The sequence below is a fragment of the Actinacidiphila sp. bgisy167 genome (assembly GCF_965342175.1).
Taxonomy (GTDB): domain Bacteria; phylum Actinomycetota; class Actinomycetes; order Streptomycetales; family Streptomycetaceae; genus Actinacidiphila.
The window spans coordinates 40,606-57,988 of the sequence record NZ_CBDRBL010000009.1; the positions used below are offsets into that span (position 1 = coordinate 40,606).

Here is a 17,383-nt window from a genome sequence, read left to right on the forward strand (position 1 = left end):
CCTTCCACCTGCGAGGAGATCGCTCGATGCCGCCCATCAGACCGCGATCAGCGCTCCGGCTCCTCTCCGCGCTGACTCTCACCGCCGCCCTCATCACCGCCCCCGTCCTGGCGGACACCGCCCCGGCGGCGCTGGCGAAGGCGCCCGCCTACGACACCAGGGCCACCACGGCGGCGGACGCGCCCCCCGCCAGCGCGGCCGGCCACGCCACCTCCGCGGGCTCCGTCACCGCCGCCGCGAGCAGCGGGTGGAACAACTGGTCGTGCAAGCCGTCCGCCGCCCACCCGCGGCCCGTCGTCCTCGTCCACGGGACCTTCGGCAACTCCGTCGACAACTGGCTCGGCCTCGCGCCCTACCTGGTCAAGCGGGGCTACTGCGTCTACTCCCTCGACTACGGCCAACTGCCCGGTGTGCCCCTCTTCCACGGGCTCGGCTCCATCGCCGCGTCCGCCGGGCAGCTCGCCGACCACGTCGACCGGGTGCTCGCGGCCACCGGCGCGGCCAAGGTCGACATCGTCGGGCACTCCCAGGGCGGCGTGATGCCGCGCCACTACATCAACTTCCTGGGCGGCGCCCCGAAGGTGAACGCGCTCGTCGGCCTGGCGCCCAGCAACCACGGGACGGACCTCGGCGGGCTGCTCAGGCTGCTGCCCTACTTCCCCGGGGCGGCCGAGGCCATCGAGCACCTCACCCCGCAGGCACTGACCGACCAGATGGCGGGATCGGCCTTCCTCACCCGGCTGAACGCCGGCGGGGACACCCTCCCAGGCATCCGCTACACGGTGATCGCGACCAGGTACGACGAGGTGGTCACGCCGTACACCTCGCAGTTCCTGTCCGGCCCCGGTGTCCGCAACGTGGTGCTGCAGGACCTGTGCCCGCTCGACCTGTCCGAGCACGTCCTCGTCGGGCTGGCCGACCGCATCGTGTTCCATGAGACGGCCAACGCCCTCGACCCGGCGCACGCCGAGGCGACCGACTGCGGGGACGCCTTCAGCTGACGGTCCGCATCGGCCCCCGCCGCCCGGCGGCTGCGGGGGCGGGCAGCAGCACCGGCGCACCGGGTGACGGCGGCGGTGCACCCGCCGTCGTCGGCGAGGCGGCGCGGGTGCTGCTGTTCCCGGTCCCGGCGGGGCCGTCAGCCGAGCCAGAGCGTCAGGAGGTGGCCCGGGCTGTCCCATGTGCACGTGCACTGGCAGTCCTGGCCGGAGTTGACGACGTTCTGGCCGGCCGTCTTGCAGGCCGCGCTCGTCGCGTACGCCTTGCAGGGCGCGCTCGCGTTCGCCGGGGCGGCGAGCGCCGGCATTCCGGTGAGCGTCGCGGCCACGGCCGCGGCGACCGAGGCGCCCCTGGGCTTGTTCAGTCCCCTCCAGGAAAGGCTCGTTGCCCGACTGGATCACCGGCGTCCTCACACCATCGCAATGGACACGCCAATGATGCGGATCGCGGGCGGTGTCCGCCGTGCCCGCCCCTCAGGAGGCGTGCCGGCTGCGGGAGGTGCGCCGCGGGGGGTGGGTGAGGGTGATCTGCCGCACGAGCTGGTGGAAGCAGGACAGCGCGGCGATGGCCGGGAGGCTCGCGACGGTCCAGTCGGTGATCGTCCGGGGGGCGGAGGCGACGCAGAACAGGATCGCGAAGGCGGAGAAGAGCAGGACGACCGCCCAGGAGTGCGGGGCGCGGCGCTGGTGGAGCGCGGCCCGCAGGATCGACAACGAGGCCACCATCCAGGGGCCGTAGACGAGCAGCGGCCACCAGTTCGCCAGCTTCGACGCCCCGTCGGGGGACGCGATGTGGCGCAGCGGGTCGTGGGCGACCATCCCGCCGAGCACGCTCACCATGGCCACGATGGTGGCGGTGACGGCCGCCACGACGAAGCTGAGCGTCTGGGTACGGCTCACCTTCTGGCGCAGCGCCGCCCGGCGGATCCTGCGGTGCCGGTGCCGGGTGAGCGGCAGCTCGTGGGTCGCGGACTGCGGGGAGGGCGCGGCGAAGACGTCGTCGTCCTCGTCCTCGTCCACGTCCTCCGGCAGAGGCGATTCCAGGAGCTGGGCCAGCTCCTCCTCGGACGTCCACGCCCCGTTCAGGACGTCGTAGTCCGGGGCGGAGAACACGCCGTTCCCCGAAGTGTCGTCCGTGGTCTGGCGGGGACGGAAGATGGCGTGGCCGTTGAGGTGGTGGTCCTCGTACGGCACGTCGTTCTCGAAACGGAAACGGTCCTGCAAAGGCGGCATGAAGAGATTCCTGTCGGGGCCGGGCGCGGGCGGCGGGTACGGGGAATGCACGCCCTAATACCGCGCATCCGGATCGGCTCCGGAGCAGCGGCGGGTGAAATCCCCCTCGATCCCGGCCATCTCGTTGGCGAACTGCTCCAGTTCCGAAGAGCAGTACACAAGTGGAACGTGCTCCTCGCCACGCTCGATGTAGGCGTCGCAACTCCGGCCGAAGAGCCCCGCCGTTCCCGGGACGAGCATCCATTCCCCGAGGGGGAGGGCTTGTGCCGGGCGGTACGGATGGCTGCGGCGGACGGGCGCCGGCGGCGTCCGGGGGACCGCACTCCCGGACGGCGCACACGGCACGTTCTGGGGATCGACTGTGACCACATTCCCACAACGACCCTCGACCCGTGATGGAGTTGCGCCGTACGAGTGACACCGCCCCGCGTTCTGTGAGGCGGCGGCCCCCGGCGGCGGGTCGCCGCGGGCATCCTAGGGTGGGTGCCATGACCGAACCGACGCCCCGGCGCGCGGCCGCCCTCGATCTCCTCGACGCCGTCGTCCACCCCGGCACCTGGCGCGGCTGGGACGAGCCCGTGACCGCTCTGCCCGGGTATCTCGACGATCCCGGCTACCGCGCCGACCTCGCCCGGGCACGGGAGCGCACCGGTCTCGACGAGTCGGTCGTCACCGGTGCGGGCCGGATCCGCGGCCGCCGGGTCGCCGTCGTGGCGGGCGAGTTCGGCTTCCTCGGCGGCTCGATCGGCGTCGCCGCGGGCGAACGCCTCGTACGGGCCGTCGAACGGGCCACCCGCGAGCGGCTGCCGCTGCTGGCCGCGCCGGCCTCGGGCGGGACGCGGATGCAGGAGGGCACCGTCGCGTTCCTGCAGATGGTCAAGGTCGCGGCAGCCATCGCCGACCACAAGGCCGCGGCCCTGCCCTACCTGGTGTACCTGCGGCATCCGACCACGGGCGGGGTCTTCGCGTCCTGGGGCTCGCTCGGGCACGTCACCGTCGCCGAACCCGGCGCGCTCATCGGTTTCCTCGGACCGCGCGTCCACGAGGCCCTGTACGGAGAGCAGTTCCCGCCCGGCGTCCAGGTCGCGGAGAACCTGCTGGCCCACGGCATCGTCGACGCGGTCCTGCCCTCCGGGGAGCTCGCAGCCGCGGTGGCACGCGTCCTCGGGGTGCTGTGCGGCGACACGACGGGCGCGCGGGGCTCCCGCACCGAGCCGGGGCCGGAGCCCGGAACCGGTCCGGAGCCCGGAACCGAGCCCGAGGCCGCCGCCGTACCCCGCGCCGTCCCCTCGGCCGAGGAGTCCATCCGGCGCTCACGGCGCCCCGAGCGGCCCGGCCTGCGGGCCCTGCTGGCGGTGGCCGCCCGAGACGTGACCCCGCTCAGCGGCACCGGTGCGGGGGAGCGGGACCCCGGACTCCTGCTCGCGCTCGCCCGCATCGGCGGCACGCCCTGCGTCGTCCTCGGCCACGACCGGCGCGAGACCGGCGACGGCCGCCCGCCCGCGCTCGGCCCGGCCGGCCTGCGGGTCGCCCGGCGCGGCATGGGCATCGCGGCGGAACTGGACCTGCCCCTGCTGTCCGTCGTCGACACGGCGGGCGCCGCGCTCTCCCGGGAGGCCGAGGAGGGCGGCCTGGCGGGCGAGATCGCCCGCTCCCTCGCCGATCTGATGGCCGTGCCCACGCCCACGCTGTGCCTGCTGCTCGGGCAGGGCGCCGGCGGGGGCGCGCTCGCGCTGCTGCCCGCGGACCGGGTGGTGGCGGCACGGCACGCCTGGCTCTCCCCGCTGCCGCCCGAGGGGGCCTCCGCGATCCTGTACCGGACGACGGAACGGGCGTACGAAGTGGCCGGCCGCCAGGGTGCGCGGTCGGCCGACCTGGCCGCGCGCGGGATCGTCGACCGCGTGGTGGAGGAGACGCCGGACGCGGCGGACGAGCCGGAGGCGTTCCTCGCCCGCCTCGGCGCGGTCCTGGGCGCCGAACTCGCGTCCCTGCGCACCTGGCCCCGTGCCGTCCGCCTCGCCGCCCGCCGCACCCGCTACCGCAATCTGGGCCTGAGCTGACGCCCCGTCCCTTCGCGGGCCAAAGCCGTGCCCCGGCGTCCCGACGCCCCGAGGCCCCTCGGCTCCGGCGTCCGCCGGGCGTTGTCGGTGGCGCGTGGCAGGATCGCGGGATGGGGAGCTCGAGCACAGACGCGTACTGGGACAGCATGGCGGACCGCTTCGACGAGGAGCCGGACCACGGTTTGCGGGAGCCCGCGGTGCGGGAGGCATGGGCGGCGCGGCTGCGCGAGTGGCTGCCCGCGGTCCCGGCGGACGTGCTCGACCTCGGCTGCGGTACGGGCAGCCTCGCGCGGCTCGCCGCCGAGCAGGGCCACCGGGTGACCGCCGTCGACCGCTCACCGCGCATGGCCGCGCTGGCCCGGGCGAAGCTGGCCGGCACCGAGGCCCGCGTCCTGCTCGGGGACGCGGCAGAACCGCCCGTCGCGGAGGGCCGGTTCGACGTCGTTCTCGTCCGGCACCTGCTGTGGGCGCTGCCCGATCCCGTGGCGGTGCTGCGTCGCTGGACGGGGCTGCTGCGCCGCGGCGGGCGCCTGGTGCTGGTCGAGGGCCGCTGGGGGGAGGCCGAGCCGGTGGGCATCCGCGCCGCCGAACTGGCCGCCATGGTGCGGCCCTTCGCCGAGCACACCGAGGTCGAGCAGCTCGCGCACGACACCGCGCTGTGGGGCCGCCCGGTCCACGACGAGCGCTACGTGGCGGTCGTGCGGAGCGGCCCGCCCCGCAGGCACACGGAGATCGTCGACGTCCACCTGGTACTCCGCCGCGGCGACGAGGTCCTGCTCGGCCGCCGCGTCGACACCGGATATGCCGACGGCCTGCTGCACGCCCCCTCCGGCCATGTCGAGGACGGTGAGGACGTCCTGACGGCGCTGATCCGCGAGGCCCGCGAAGAGGTGGGTGTCGTGCTGCGCCCCGAGGAGGTCTCGGTCGCCCTCGTCATGCAGCACCGCGCGCCCGGCGGACGCGAGCGCATCGGATGGTTCTTCGTGGCGGACGGCGGCGCCCACGAACCGGTCAACCGCGAGCCCGACAAGTGCTCGGAGCTCGGCTGGTTCCCGCTGCACGCGCTGCCGGACGACATGGTGGCCTACTGCAGGGCAGGCCTGGAGGCATACCGTGCGGGTGAGCGTTTCGTGCTGCATCTGCACGATCCGGGCGACGCCATCGCCCACGATCCCGCGGGGCCGGACCGTGCCGTCGTCCTCGCGGACGGCGCGTGCAGCACAATGGCCGCGACAAAATACGCCGAACCGTCCCGCCGGGAGGACGACACACCGTGAGCCTCAAGATCACCGTCAGGCCGGGCGTGGACACCGCGCCCTACGAGCAGGTGCGCGAGCAGATCGCGGACCAGGCCCGTTCCGGCGCCCTCCCGGTCGGGTACCGGCTGCCGACCGTCCGCGGCCTCGCCGACGAACTCGGCCTGGCGGCGAACACCGTGGCCAAGGCCTATCGTGCCCTGGAGGCGGACGGTGTGATCGAGACCCGCGGCCGCAACGGCACCTTCGTCGCGGCCGCGGGCGACGCCGCCGCCCGGGAAGCGGCCGCGGCCGCGTCCGCCTACGCCCAGCGCGCCCGGCGCCTCGGACTGGACCGGGCCGCCGCGGAGAGCGCCGTGCGGGAGGCGCTGCGCGCCGCGTACGAGGGGTAGCCCGCGCCGCTACAGCGGTCGGCCGGTTTGCAGAGCGCCGGCGAGCCGGCGGCCGCGATATCGAGGCCGGCGCCCGTGCCCACCGTGGGGATCCCGACGGCGAGGTCGAGCAGGTCCAGCGCCTCCGGCGGGATCCCGTGCTGCTCGTGCCCCAGCACGACGACCGTGGTGCGCCGCGCTGCCGGCAGATCGGCCGGCCGTACGGCCTCGTCGGCGAGTTCGAGCCCGAAGACGTGCGCCCCGCGGTCGCGCCGCCGCTGCAACAGCCCAGGGGATCAACGGTCCAGTGGACGCAGACCGGCCGCCGCAGGGTGTTGCCGTGGCCGAGCGCCTGCGGCACCAGGGAAGCGCGGGACGACCAGGCACGCGCCGACCGCGTCGCACGTGCGCAGCAGCGTCCTCAGATCGGCGCTGTGCAGCGGCCACAGCGGCGCCGCGTACAGATGGTCCCAGCAGCCGTGCGACCGCGGACGGCCCCGGGGGCCGTCCGTCAGAGGTAGAGGCCTCCGGGGGCGGAGGCCGGGGCCGTCTGGTGGGGGAGTGCGGCGCCGCCGGAGGACGCGGCGGCGCGGCGCAGCGCGTACAGCTCCGCGAGCGTGGCGCCGTCCCGGCCGATCCCCTCGGACGTGCCGAGCCAGCCGGTCGCCTCGGCGCGGGTCAGCGGGCCCACCTCTATACGGGCCAGGCAGCGGCCGGGCCGGACCACTGCCGGGTGCAGTCGCTCAAGGTCCTCGTTGGTGGTGATGCCGACCAGGACGTTGCGGCCCTGGCCGAGCAGGCCGTCGGTGAGGTTGAGCAGCCGCGACAGGGCCTGGCCGGTCTGGTGCTTGGCCTGGCCGCGGATGAGTTCGTCGCAGTCCTCCAGGAGCAGCAACCGCCAGCGGCCCGGCCCTTCGGCGTCATCCTCGCCGATGGCGATCTCCATCAGGTATCCGACGTCGTTGAAGAGCACCTCGGGGTCGAGGACGCAGTCCACCTGGCACCAGTCGCGCCAGGAGCGGGCCAGCGTGCGCAGCACGGAAGTCTTGCCGGTCCCCGGCGGGCCGTGCAGGAGCAGCAACCGGCCACTGACGTCGTCGGCGCCGAGCTTCATCAACCCGTCCATGGCCTCGGCCACGGGTGCCGTGTAGTTGCCCCGCACGTCGTCCCAGGGGGCGGCGCTGATCTGCCGGGTGATGCGGTGCGGCCCGCGGCGCGGGGCGACGTACCAGAAACCCATGGCCACGTCGTCGGGTTGCGGCTCCGGCTGGTCCTCGGCGCCCTCGACGGCCTCGGCGAGGACACGCCGCGCCAGTTCCTCGCTGACCGCCGTCACCGTCACGTCGGCCCGTCGGTGCCAGCGCGAGACGAGGATCGTCCAGCCGTCGCCCTCGGCCAGGGTCGCGCCGCGGTCCTTGTCCCGTGCGGAGCGCAGCACCGACCCGCCCCGTGGGACGAGTGAGTGCCCCGACGTGACCCGGTCCAGGGACGTGCCGCACGAGTGGGGCTGCTCGCCGGTGACGAAGCGGCTGAGGAACAGGGCGTCGATGGCGTCGGACGGCGAGTCGTCGTCGTTCATGCCGAGACGGATGGACAGGGCGCGATGCGGGGGCGTTGCGTCGGGCATGCCGCACATGATCCGGCACGGGGCTGCCCGTCGCACCGGGTTTTTGCGGGGCGGGGCCATTCCCGGCGATCCTCGAACGCCCGGTGGAGGCACGCCGGTTCGCGCGCCGGGTGCGATGGCCGATGCGGTTGCCGGAGCGCCCGGCCGGCCTGGCGGGAGGGAGGCGCCGGGTGCGTGCGGCGGTGTCAGCGCGGTCCGGAGGCTGCGGCGTTCGAGCCGGGCCACCGCGGAAAGGTCCGGGAGAAACGCTGTTCAGCGGTCGGCTGCAGGATGTCTGAGCGGCCGTCAAGATGCTGCTGCCTGCGGACCCGGCAATGGACCGTGCGAACAATTTTTGGCATGGACACTTCCCGAACGGGTTACCGCGCGGTACGAAAGACGCGGCAGAGAGCCTGCCGAGGGAGGTTCCATGAGACTGTCCCGTTCCGTGTCAGCCGCATCCACACTCCTCCTCACCGCCGTACTCGCCCTGTTCGGCGCCGGCACCGCCCAGGCCGCCGGTCCCGTCTACGTGGCCCTGGGCGACTCGTACTCCGCCGGAGTCGGGGCCGGAAGCTACGACAGCTCGAGCGGCAGCTGCTACCGCAGCACCAAGGCGTTCCCCCGACTGTGGGCCAACGCGCACAGCCCGTCCGCGTTCTCCTTCACCGCGTGTTCCGGAGCGACCACGACCGACGTGCTCAACAACCAACTCGGTCCGCTCAACTCCTCGACCGCCCTGGTCAGCATCAGCATCGGAGGCAACGACGCCGGCTTTGTCGACGTGATGACCACCTGCGTCCTCAGTTCGGACAGCACCTGCCTCAGCCGTGTCAACCAGGCCAAGGACTTCGCCAACAACCAGCTGCCCGCACGCCTCGACTCCGTCTACAACGCCATCAGCTCCCGGGCCCCCTCAGCCCGTGTCGTCGTCCTCGGCTACCCGCGCTTCTACAAGCTGGGCACGACCTGCATCGGCCTCAGCGAGACCAAGCGCAAGGCCATCAACGACGCGGCCGACCTCCTCGACACCGTCACCGCCAAGCGCGCCGCCGATCACGGCTTCGCCTTCGGCGACGTCCGGGGAACCTTCACCGGGCACGAGCTCTGCTCCGGCTCGGCGTGGCTGCACAGCCTCACCCTGCCTGTCTACGAGTCGTACCACCCCACCGCCTCCGGGCAGTCGGGCGGCTACCTGCCGGTGTTCACCTCGGCCGCGTGACGCACGCGGGACGGCCGCGCCCGGCACCCGCACGGCGTGAGACCAGGGGTGCCGGCATCACCCGGCACCCCTCCTCCGTGCCGGGCGGTCCTGGGGTGGGCGCGACGGGTCGCGGGAGGGCGGCTTCGTGGCCGAACTTCGGGAAGCGGCCCAGGACGCGGGTTTCGGGACGCCGACTGCTCGGTCGGTTTCACGGCGTCGGCTGCTCGGTGGGTTCCAGGGCGTCGGCTTCAGAGGTCGGCGCCGTTTCGGTGGAACCGCTCGGCGACGGGCTCGGAGCCCGGCACGTGACCGTGAAGGGGACGTGCCCGGACTCCGTCTTCACCGGGCTCAGCACAGCTACCGCGACCCAGCCCTCGACAGTGCCGTCCGGCTCGTAGGCCGCCTCCGTGGAGTGGATCGTGCGGCTCTTCGGGCCCCCCTCGGCGAAGCCGAGGGTCCGCCGGTCCTCGCCGGAACCGCCGGCGTTCGACGTCCAGCGGTAGGTGACCGTCGCCGGAGTGCGGTCCACCGTGACGACCGCCGAGAAGGACGGCGCCTGCTCCGGGGGCGGTGGACAGCTCCCGATGTAGCTGTCGCGTACGGCCGACACCGTGACGTGGACGTTCACCGGGACGGGTGTGGTGGGCGGCGCCGAGGTGGGCGGGGAGGGCGGTGAACCGCTGCCGGCCGTCGTCTCGTGACCGGCGGCGTCCGCGTCGCCGCCGTCGTCCTCTTGCGTGTCCGCGGCGGACGGGGATCGCCCCCCGCCGGGGGTGTCCCCGGCACTGGTCCCGCGACCGGGACGGCCGACCGGCTCGTCATCGAACAGGGCGTAGGCCAGGCCCCCGAGGCCCAGTGCGAGGACGAGCACGCCCACCGCCACCGCCGTGCGGCGCGGCCGGAACGGGGAGCCGCCCTCCACCGCCACGTACAGCAGCACGCCGAGCGACCACAGATCCGACTCCGGTCCCGGGCGGCGGCCCAGCGCCCGCTCGGGGGCCAGGTACTCGGGCGAGCCCACCAGTTCGCCGGTGCGGGTGATCGCCGAGGTGCCCTCGATCACGGCGATGCCGAAGTCGGTGAGCACGACGCGGCCGTCGTTGCCGATGAGCACGTTCCCCGGCTTCACATCGCGGTGCAGCACCCCTGCGGCATGGCCGGCGCGCAGTGCCCGCAGCACCTTGCCGCCGATGCCCGCGGCGCGCCTCGGGTCGACGGGGCCCTCGGCGTCGAGGACGTCGGCGAGCGCCACGCCCCGCACGAGCTCCATGACGATCCAGGGACTGCCCTCGGCCATGGCCACGTCGTACACCTTGATGACGTTGGGGTGTTCGACGCGGGCGGCGGCGATCCCCTCCTGCTGCAGCCGGGCGTACAGACGCTCGATCTCGCTGTCCTCCAGGCCCGCCGGCGCCTTGACCTCCTTGATGGCCACCTCGCGGTGGAGCAGCTCGTCGCGGGCCAGCCACACCACGCCCATACCGCCCCGTCCCAGCTCGCTGATCAGCCGGTAGCGTCCCGCCACGAGCCGTGTCATCGGCGTGCCCCCTTCGCTCCGCCCGAGTCCAGCATGACCGAACTTCGGGCCGAACGGACCCTTTCGGCGGAAAGCTCCCTCAACCGGTCGTCGCCGGCGCCGGTGTGCGCGTCAGTGGACCGGCGGTGGTGCCGGGGGCGCCCGCCGCGCCGCGCGGTGCCCTGCCGCTCGTCCGCGTGCTGGGGGCCACCCGGCGTCGGCGCGGGCGCTGACGCGGCGGCGCGCGGCGCGCCCGTGCGTGAGCGACCGAGGGACGGGGGCGCCTTCGTACACCGTCACCGTGACGGTTGAGCCGACTGGCGGATCAGCGGAGCCGATCATGGATCCCGTGGCTCAACTCCCCCTGTGAGCGCTGAGAATCAGCCGCATCTCGTCAACCCCCTTGACGGACAGGTGAATCCGGGAGCGCGGATGCATAGGTGACGCCGCAGGACGATAGGGTTACCCTGCCCGGTGCCGGGTGCCCTCGAACGGGTGGGGAGTGTCATGGATCAGATAGCAATGCGGAGCAGGCCGCGAGTGCCTGCCATCACGTGTGGGAGCAGCGCGACCAGCGCGCGTCTCGACCGCCATCTCTCGGTGCTGGCCGGCCCTGCCGTGCCGCAGCGGGAGGCGGAGGAGGCCACGCTGCTCATGCGCGAGCTGACCGCGCGCGACCATGTGCGCGCGAACGCCAACCGCGGGGCGCGCGTGTCGTTGTTCGCCCCGCTGCGGCGGCTGCGCCGTTCGCTCTTCGGCAGCCGCCACTGATCTCAGAGTTCCCGGCGTTTTCCGGAGCTCCTTCAGTGGACAGGCTCGGGCGCAGCACACCGTCCCGGCACCGCGCCGTGTCATGCGGCGCGTCGGTGTGCTCCGTCCGGGCCTGTGGCATATCGACTTGTGGTCACAGCAGGGCGAACTGCCCGTCCGGCCCTTCCTCGTGATGGTCCAGCACGGAGGCCGGACGGCGCGCCGTCTCCGGCACCGGAAGGACGCGCGCGGCGCGCAGTTCGGCGACGCCGATCCGCGGTCCGTCCGCGACCCGGGCGGCCAGCGCGCGACGTGACGGCCGCAGTTCCGCCAGCAGCGCCAGCACACTGATCATCTCCAGCAGTTCGGTCGTCCTCGCCCGCGGCCAGGCGCCGGGCGCGATCGCGTCCAGGCCGTCGGCCGCCCCGGCGGGGATCCGCCGTTCGAACCAGGCCCCCAGCACCCGCGTCCCCGCGGCATGGAACTCCCAGGCCGCCTCCGGCAGCGGCGCCACCCGCCCGCTCCCCAGCATCAGCGCCTCGGCCCCCGGGTCGTACGAAGGCGCCTCCCGCGGCACCTCCGGCAGCGCCGCGCGGACGTAGGGGCGCCGACCGCCCGGCAAGCGGGGATGCCCGGCGGGGCGGTCCTGCGCCGGATCGGCGTAGCGCGCGCCCCGGGTGTGCAGCCACAGCACACGGCGGCCCAGCGCGACCCCCTCCGCCCACAGCGCCGGATCGGCGGTCAGCGGGACCTCGACGGGCGAGCCCGTGGCCAGGGCGGCGATCCAGGCGAGCACGTCCTCCGCGGTGACCGGGGTGGCCAGCCGCTCGGCGAGGCGGTCGAGCAGGCCCGGTGCCAGGTTCGGGTCGCGTCCGCCCGGGCGGCGGAAGAGCGGCCGGATCCGGCCCGGCCGCCCGGCGGGGGAGTGGCCGTCGGGGAGCAGCGCGGAGAACGCCAGCGGCGGCCCCGGGAGCTGCGGCAGCCGCGCGATCTCCACCGCGTACACCTGCCGGTCCCGGTCGGCGACCCGCCACAACTCGGGGCGGGCGGCGTCGATGAGGCGGTGGTCGGGGATGAGCCACTGCAGGTCGTACGGGCCGTGCAGCACCCGCACCGGGTCCGCGCACGGGCCGTCCTCCCGTTCCAGCCGCGTGGTGGGCGCCGGGTGGCCCGGCAACTGGGCGACGGCGGTGCGCGGGGTGCGCGCCCGGGTCGGGCGGAACAGCACTTCGCGCTCGGCGCCCCGCGCCGTCACCAACCGGTCCCAGCGGGCGGTGAGAGTCGCCGCCTCGGGAGCCATGACCCAGCTCCGCCCCATGCGCAGGGGCGGGACGGACCACGGCATCAGGTCGGCCAGCATGGGTGCTTCATGGCTCACCGTGAGCATGCTACTGAGGCACTCAGGGCGCCTCCATGGTCACGGTGAAGGAGAAGCGGTCGCCCCGGTAGTGGATGCGCACCACGTCGACCACTCGGCCGGTGTCGTCATAGGTCACCCCCGTGTAGTGCAGGATCGGGCTGAGCAGGGGCACCTGCAGCAGCCGGGCGGTGTCCGGGTCGGCCAGCCGCGCCTCGACGGTGTCGGTGATGCGGCTGATCCGCACCCCGAGGGCGTCCCGGAGCACCTTCGTCATCGGCCAGCGTGCCAGGTCCGCCAGGTCGATCCGTGCGGCGAGTTCCGGCAGGACGAAGTTCTCCGCCCAGTTGGTCGGCTCCCCCGACTCGTCGCAGCGCAGCCGGCGGTAGGCGACGGTGTCCGCGAGCCCCGGGAAGTACTCGGCGAACTCCGGCGGCACGGGCGACGGACCGTGGCTGAGCACGCTGGTGCGCTCTCCCGACTGCTGGGCGACGATCGCGTCGACCGAGCCGAGCAGCCGCACCGGCGCGCCGCGCAGCGCGGCGGGTTCGATGAACGTGCCGCGTCGCCGGTGGCGGCTGATCAGCCCCTCCTCCTCCAGCTCCCGCAGGGCCTGGCGCATCGTGAGCACGCTGACGCCGTAGTGGCCCGCGAGCGCGTCCTCGGTCGGCAGTCGCAGCGGATCGTCAGGCCGGCGGCCGAGTATCGAGGCACGCAGGGACTGCGAGACCTGGTACCACAGCGGGAGCTTGCGGTTCAGCACCAGCGAGTCGGGGGCGAAGGCGCGGCTCGGGCTCGTCGTCATGCTCTGAAGTGTCGCTCAAGCCCCCGCCACACACCGTCGTAGTCCCGCTGCAGGTGCTCCGCCGCCAGCGCCTCCGCCGTCGCCACGACCGGCCAGCGCGTCTCGAACATGAAGGCCAGCCCGTCGTCCACTTTCTGCGGGACCAGTTCGGCTGCGCTCGCCCTGTCGAAGGTCGTCCGGTCCGGGCCGTGCGCCGACATCATGTTGTGCAGCGAGGCCCCGCCGGGGACGAAGCCCTCCGCCTTGGCGTCGTACGCGCCCTCGATGAGCCCCATGAACTCGCTCATCACGTTCCGGTGGAAGTACGGCGGGCGGAAGGTGTCCTCGCCGACCAGCCAGCGCGGCGCGAAGACCACGAAGTCGGCGTTGGCCAGGCCCGGGGTGTCGGAGGGAGAGGTCAGCACCGTGTAGATCGACGGGTCCGGGTGGTCGTAGCTCACGCTGCCCAGCACATTGAAGCGCCGCAGGTCGTACACGTACGGCGCCAGGTTGCCGTGCCAGCCGACGACATCGAGGGGGGAGTGGCCGTACTCGGCGGCCCAGAGGTTGCCGCCGAACTTGTTCACCACCTCCACCGGCTCCTCCCGGTCCTCGTACGCCGCCACCGGCGCCATGAAGTCCCGCGCGTTGGCCAGGCCGTTGGCGCCGATCGGCCCCAGATCGGGCAGCCGGAAGTGCTGGCCGTAGTTCTCGCAGACGTAGCCGCGCGCCTCGCCGTCCGGCAGTTCGACCCGGAAGCGCACCCCGCGCGGGATCAGCGCGACATGGCCGGGACCGGCTGCCAGGACCCCCATCTCGGTGCGGAGCAGCAGCCGCCCGCGCTCCGGCACGATCAGCAGCTCGCCGTCGGAGGAGGAGAACACCCGGCTGTCCATGGAGCGATTGGCCGCGTACCAGTGGATGCCGATGCCCTCGCGCCGCAGCACATCGCCGTTGCCGCCGACGGTGACCAGGCCCTCGATGAAGTCGGCCGGCTCCTGCGGCAGCGGCAGCGGGCTCCACCGCAGCCGGTTGGGATCGGGCTCGGCCGTGAAGGGCGCGCTGCGCAGCCGCCCGTTGGGGATGCGGCGGAACGGCGGATGCGCCGCCGACGGCCGGATGCGGTACAGCCACGAGCGGCGGTTGTGATGCCGCGGCTCGGTGAAGGCGGTGCCGCTGAGCTGCTCCGCGTACAGCCCGAGCGGGGCGCGCTGTGGTGAGTTCCGGCCCACCGGAACCGCACCGGGGACCGCCTCGCTCATGTGCTCGTTGCCGAAGCCGGGGAGGTAGGTGAGGACCTGGCCGTTCATGATCCCGGTGCCGGGGGTCCGTGTGCCGGGGGTCTGTGCGCCGGGGGTCCGTGTGCCGGAGGTCTCTGTGCTGGCGATCTCTGTGCTGGTCACGATTCCTATGGTTGTCCATAGGAATCGCGACCGCAAGGGATCGCGGGGGCCTGTGGAGAACCTGTGCCGCACCTCGCGCCCATGACGGCGACGGTCGCCTGCGGGCACCCCGCCCTGCGGTGCGGCAGCGGCGATCCCGTCGGAGGACTCCCGACGGTTCGGGCGCCGCCCTGGAAAAGGAAAACTATCGGCGCTAGTTTGGGCGGGCCAGGGCAGGTCCACCCGGAGGGACGAGGGATGAAGCCGCACGACGGGATGTACATCGACGGCGACTGGCGGCCCGCCGCCGGTACGGGGACGATCGACGTCGTCGACCCCGCCGACGAGCGCGTGTTCGCCAGAGTGCCGGCCGGCACCGCCGAGGACGTCGACGCCGCCGTCCGCGCCGCGCGTGCGGCCCTCCGAGGCTGGGCTGCCACCCCGCCCGCCGAGCGCGCCGCCCGGCTCGCCGCGCTGCGCGACGTCCTCGCCGCCCGCCGCGAGGAGATCGCCGAGACCGTCACCGCCGAGCTGGGCGCCCCGCTGCCGTTCAGTCAGAACGTCCACGCGGGGCTTCCCGTCGTGGTGGCCGGCTCGTACGCCGAACTCGCCGCCACCCACTCCTTCGAGGAGCGGATCGGCAACTCCACCGTCCTCCACGAGCCCGTCGGCGTGGTCGGCGCGATCACCCCCTGGAACTACCCGCTTCACCAGATCGTCGCCAAGGTCGCCCCCGCGCTCGCCGCCGGCTGCACGGTCGTCCTCAAGCCCGCCGAGGACACCCCGCTGGTCGCCCAGCTCTTCGCCGAGGCCGTCCACGAAGCGGGTGTGCCCGCGGGCGTCTTCAACCTCGTCACCGGTTTCGGCCCGGTCGCCGGGCAGGCGCTGGCCGCCCACGAGGACGTCGACCTGGTCTCCTTCACGGGTTCCACCGCCGTCGGCCGGCAGATCGCCGCGACCGCGGGCGCCGCCGTCAAGCGGGTCGCCCTGGAGCTCGGCGGGAAGTCCGCCAACGTCATCCTCCCTGGCTCGGACCTGGCGAAGGCGGTGGGCGTGGGCGTCGCCAACGTCATGTCCAACACAGGGCAGACCTGCAGCGCCTGGACCCGCATGCTCGTCCACCGCGACCAGTACGAGGAGGCGGTTGCCCTCGCGGCGACGGCCGCCGCCAAGTACGCTCCCGGCGAGCGCATCGGACCCGTCGTCAACGCCAGGCAGCACGAACGCGTCCGCGGCTACATCGCCAAGGGGATCGAGGAGGGCGCCCGCCTCGTCGCCGGCGGCACCGACGCGCCGCGTGCGCCGGGCTACTGGGTCAGCCCCACCGTCTTCGCCGATGTGACACCCGAGATGGCGATCGCGCAGGAGGAGATCTTCGGCCCCGTGCTGTCGATCCTGGCGTACGAGGACGAGGAGGACGCGCTCCGCATCGCCAACGGCACCGTCTACGGCCTCGCGGGGGCCGTCTGGGCGGCCGACGACGCCACCGCCGTCGCCTTCGCCCGGCGCATGGACACCGGCCAGGTCGACATCAACGGCGGACGCTTCAACCCGCTGGCGCCGTTCGGCGGGTACAAGCGCTCCGGCTTCGGCCGCGAGCTCGGCCCGCACGGCCTCAGCGAGTACCTCCAGACCAAGTCCCTCCAGTTCTGACCGGTTTTCCCGGATCTGGCAACCTGATGCTTCCGACAGCCCCGAGCGCAGGAGAGAACACCGTGGTCCGCGCCGCCGTACTGCCCGCCGTCAACGCGCCCCTCACCCTCGCCGAGATCGACCTCCCGGAACCCGGGCCGGGTCAGGTGCGGGTCAGGCTCGCCGCCGCGGGGGTGTGCCACTCCGACCTGTCCCTGTCCAACGGGACGCTCAGGCAGCCCGTGCCCGCCGTCCTCGGCCACGAAGGCGCCGGCACGGTCGTCAGTGTGGGTGAAGGCGTCACGGACGTGGCCCCCGGTGACCGCGTCGTCCTCAACTGGGCGCCTTCCTGCGGCGCCTGCCACTACTGCGGACTCGGCGAGCCGTGGCTGTGCGCCGGCGCGGGCGCGGCGGCGGGGGTGCCCTACGCCAAGCTCGCGTACGGCGGGGCCGAGCTCTACCCGGGGCTCGGGACGGCCGCCTTCGCCGAGGAGACCGTGGTCGCGGCGGGCGCGGTGCTGCCGCTGCCCGACGGGGTGCCGTTGACGGAGGCCGCGCTCCTGGGGTGTGCGGTGCTCACCGGTTACGGGGCGGTCCACCACAGCGCGGCGGTGCGCCCCGGCGAGTCCGTCGCCGTCTTCGGCGTCGGGGGCGTCGGCCTCGCCGTCCTCCAGTCCGCCCGCATCGCCGGTGCGGGCACCGTCGTGGCCGTGGACGTCTCCCCGGAGAAGGAGGCCCTGGCACGGGCGGCGGGCGCCACGGAGTTCCTCACCGCGAGCGAGGACGTCGCGAAGCGGATCCGCGCGCTGACCGGGGGGCACGGCGCGGACGTCGCCACCGAGTGCGTGGGGCGCGCGGAGACGATCCGGTCCGCCTGGTCCTCGACGCGACGCGGCGGCCGCACGACGGTGGTGGGAATCGGCCGCAAGGAGGACCTGGTCTCCTTCTCCGCACTGGAGATCTTCCACTTCGGCCGGACGCTGTCCGGCTGTGTGTACGGCAACAGCGACCCGGCGCGGGACCTGCCGGTGCTGGCGGAGCACGTGCGGGCCGGGCGGCTCGACCTGGCGGCGATGGTGACGGAGCGGATCGGGCTGGAGGGGATTCCGGGGGCGTTCGAGGGGATGCTCCGGGGGAGGGGCGGGCGGGCCTTGGTCGTCTTCTGACGGCCGGGTTGCCGTGTGCGGGTGCGACGGCGGGTGCGGCGTCGTGCGGGTGCGTCGCGGTCGGGGTT

At 73.8% G+C, this 17,383-nt stretch carries 16 protein-coding genes; 8 read left to right on the forward strand and 8 right to left on the reverse strand.

Going from position 1 to position 17,383, the window contains the following annotated elements; all coding sequences use genetic code 11:
- Window positions 1-26 precede the first annotated feature (26 nt).
- Window positions 27-1,001 carry an esterase/lipase family protein gene (locus ACRWND_RS05630; RefSeq protein ID WP_431946537.1) on the forward strand — a complete coding sequence of 325 codons (975 nt, stop codon included), beginning with the start codon at window positions 27-29 and terminating at the stop codon, window positions 999-1,001.
- Between the two features lie 137 nt (window positions 1,002-1,138).
- Here the strand turns inward: ACRWND_RS05630 and ACRWND_RS05635 are convergent, their stop codons facing one another.
- Both ACRWND_RS05635 and ACRWND_RS05640 read right to left on the reverse strand, forming a co-directional pair.
- Window positions 1,139-1,306: a hypothetical protein gene (locus tag ACRWND_RS05635; protein WP_431946539.1), complete on the reverse strand. Its 168-nt coding sequence runs from the start codon at window positions 1,304-1,306 to the stop codon at window positions 1,139-1,141.
- Window positions 1,307-1,472: 166 nt separating this feature from the next.
- Complete coding sequence (locus tag ACRWND_RS05640) at window positions 1,473-2,231, reverse strand: DUF2637 domain-containing protein (RefSeq protein ID WP_431946541.1); 759 nt, start codon at window positions 2,229-2,231, stop codon at window positions 1,473-1,475.
- A 488-nt stretch (window positions 2,232-2,719) separates the two neighbouring features.
- Here ACRWND_RS05640 and ACRWND_RS05645 point away from each other — a divergent pair, with 488 nt between their 5' ends.
- From ACRWND_RS05645 to ACRWND_RS05655, 3 genes are all read left to right on the forward strand, one after another.
- Complete coding sequence (locus ACRWND_RS05645; protein ID WP_431946543.1) at window positions 2,720-4,291, forward strand: carboxyl transferase domain-containing protein; 1,572 nt, start codon at window positions 2,720-2,722, stop codon at window positions 4,289-4,291.
- A 110-nt stretch (window positions 4,292-4,401) separates the two neighbouring features.
- Entirely contained in the window at window positions 4,402-5,568 is a 1,167-nt protein-coding gene (locus ACRWND_RS05650; RefSeq protein WP_431946545.1) for a methyltransferase domain-containing protein, read from the forward strand.
- Window positions 5,565-5,939 (forward strand): GntR family transcriptional regulator, encoded by a 375-nt coding sequence (locus ACRWND_RS05655; protein WP_431946547.1) that lies wholly within the window; start codon window positions 5,565-5,567, stop codon window positions 5,937-5,939. Before ACRWND_RS05650 ends, ACRWND_RS05655 begins: the two co-directional genes overlap by 4 nt.
- On the opposite strand, the gene ACRWND_RS05660 is transcribed toward ACRWND_RS05655, so the two are convergent.
- Complete coding sequence (locus ACRWND_RS05660; RefSeq protein WP_431946549.1) at window positions 5,849-6,202, reverse strand: TrmH family RNA methyltransferase; 354 nt, start codon at window positions 6,200-6,202, stop codon at window positions 5,849-5,851. The two genes, ACRWND_RS05655 and ACRWND_RS05660, sit on opposite strands and share 91 nt — an antisense overlap.
- A gap of 227 nt (window positions 6,203-6,429) precedes the next feature.
- A complete protein-coding gene (locus ACRWND_RS05665) occupies window positions 6,430-7,605 on the reverse strand; it encodes a DUF5925 domain-containing protein (RefSeq protein WP_431946551.1) in 1,176 nt (391 codons plus the stop codon).
- Between the two features lie 349 nt (window positions 7,606-7,954).
- On the opposite strand from ACRWND_RS05665, the gene ACRWND_RS05670 reads away from it, so the two are divergent.
- Window positions 7,955-8,746 carry an SGNH/GDSL hydrolase family protein gene (locus tag ACRWND_RS05670; RefSeq protein WP_431946553.1) on the forward strand — a complete coding sequence of 264 codons (792 nt, stop codon included), beginning with the start codon at window positions 7,955-7,957 and terminating at the stop codon, window positions 8,744-8,746.
- A 190-nt stretch (window positions 8,747-8,936) separates the two neighbouring features.
- Here the strand turns inward: ACRWND_RS05670 and ACRWND_RS05675 are convergent, their stop codons facing one another.
- Window positions 8,937-10,265, reverse strand: a complete 1,329-nt coding sequence (locus ACRWND_RS05675) for a serine/threonine-protein kinase (protein ID WP_431946555.1) — start codon at window positions 10,263-10,265, stop codon at window positions 8,937-8,939.
- A gap of 486 nt (window positions 10,266-10,751) precedes the next feature.
- Between ACRWND_RS05675 and ACRWND_RS05680 the strand changes: the two genes are divergently transcribed.
- On the forward strand, window positions 10,752-11,015 hold the full coding sequence (locus tag ACRWND_RS05680) for a hypothetical protein (protein WP_431946557.1): 264 nt from the start codon (window positions 10,752-10,754) through the stop codon (window positions 11,013-11,015).
- A 133-nt stretch (window positions 11,016-11,148) separates the two neighbouring features.
- Here the strand turns inward: ACRWND_RS05680 and ACRWND_RS05685 are convergent, their stop codons facing one another.
- The 3 genes from ACRWND_RS05685 to hmgA are packed head-to-tail and all read right to left on the reverse strand — an operon-like array spanning window position 11,149 to window position 14,445.
- On the reverse strand, window positions 11,149-12,381 hold the full coding sequence (locus tag ACRWND_RS05685; protein ID WP_431946559.1) for a type ISP restriction/modification enzyme: 1,233 nt from the start codon (window positions 12,379-12,381) through the stop codon (window positions 11,149-11,151).
- A gap of 13 nt (window positions 12,382-12,394) precedes the next feature.
- The gene (locus tag ACRWND_RS05690; RefSeq protein WP_431946561.1) at window positions 12,395-13,156 is read right to left on the reverse strand and encodes a GntR family transcriptional regulator; all 762 of its coding nucleotides are present in this window, start codon (window positions 13,154-13,156) and stop codon (window positions 12,395-12,397) included.
- Window positions 13,153-14,445, reverse strand: coding sequence for a homogentisate 1,2-dioxygenase (hmgA, locus tag ACRWND_RS05695; protein WP_431946690.1), 1,293 nt, complete (start codon window positions 14,443-14,445; stop codon window positions 13,153-13,155). The genes ACRWND_RS05690 and hmgA overlap by 4 nt, the downstream gene beginning before the upstream one ends.
- Window positions 14,446-14,775: 330 nt before the next feature.
- Here hmgA and ACRWND_RS05700 point away from each other — a divergent pair, with 330 nt between their 5' ends.
- Both ACRWND_RS05700 and ACRWND_RS05705 read left to right on the forward strand, forming a co-directional pair.
- Window positions 14,776-16,170, forward strand: coding sequence for an aldehyde dehydrogenase family protein (locus ACRWND_RS05700; RefSeq protein ID WP_431946563.1), 1,395 nt, complete (start codon window positions 14,776-14,778; stop codon window positions 16,168-16,170).
- 62 nt (window positions 16,171-16,232) lie between these two features.
- The gene (locus ACRWND_RS05705) at window positions 16,233-17,315 is read left to right on the forward strand and encodes a zinc-binding dehydrogenase (RefSeq protein ID WP_431946565.1); all 1,083 of its coding nucleotides are present in this window, start codon (window positions 16,233-16,235) and stop codon (window positions 17,313-17,315) included.
- The last annotated feature ends 68 nt before the right edge of the window (window positions 17,316-17,383 follow it).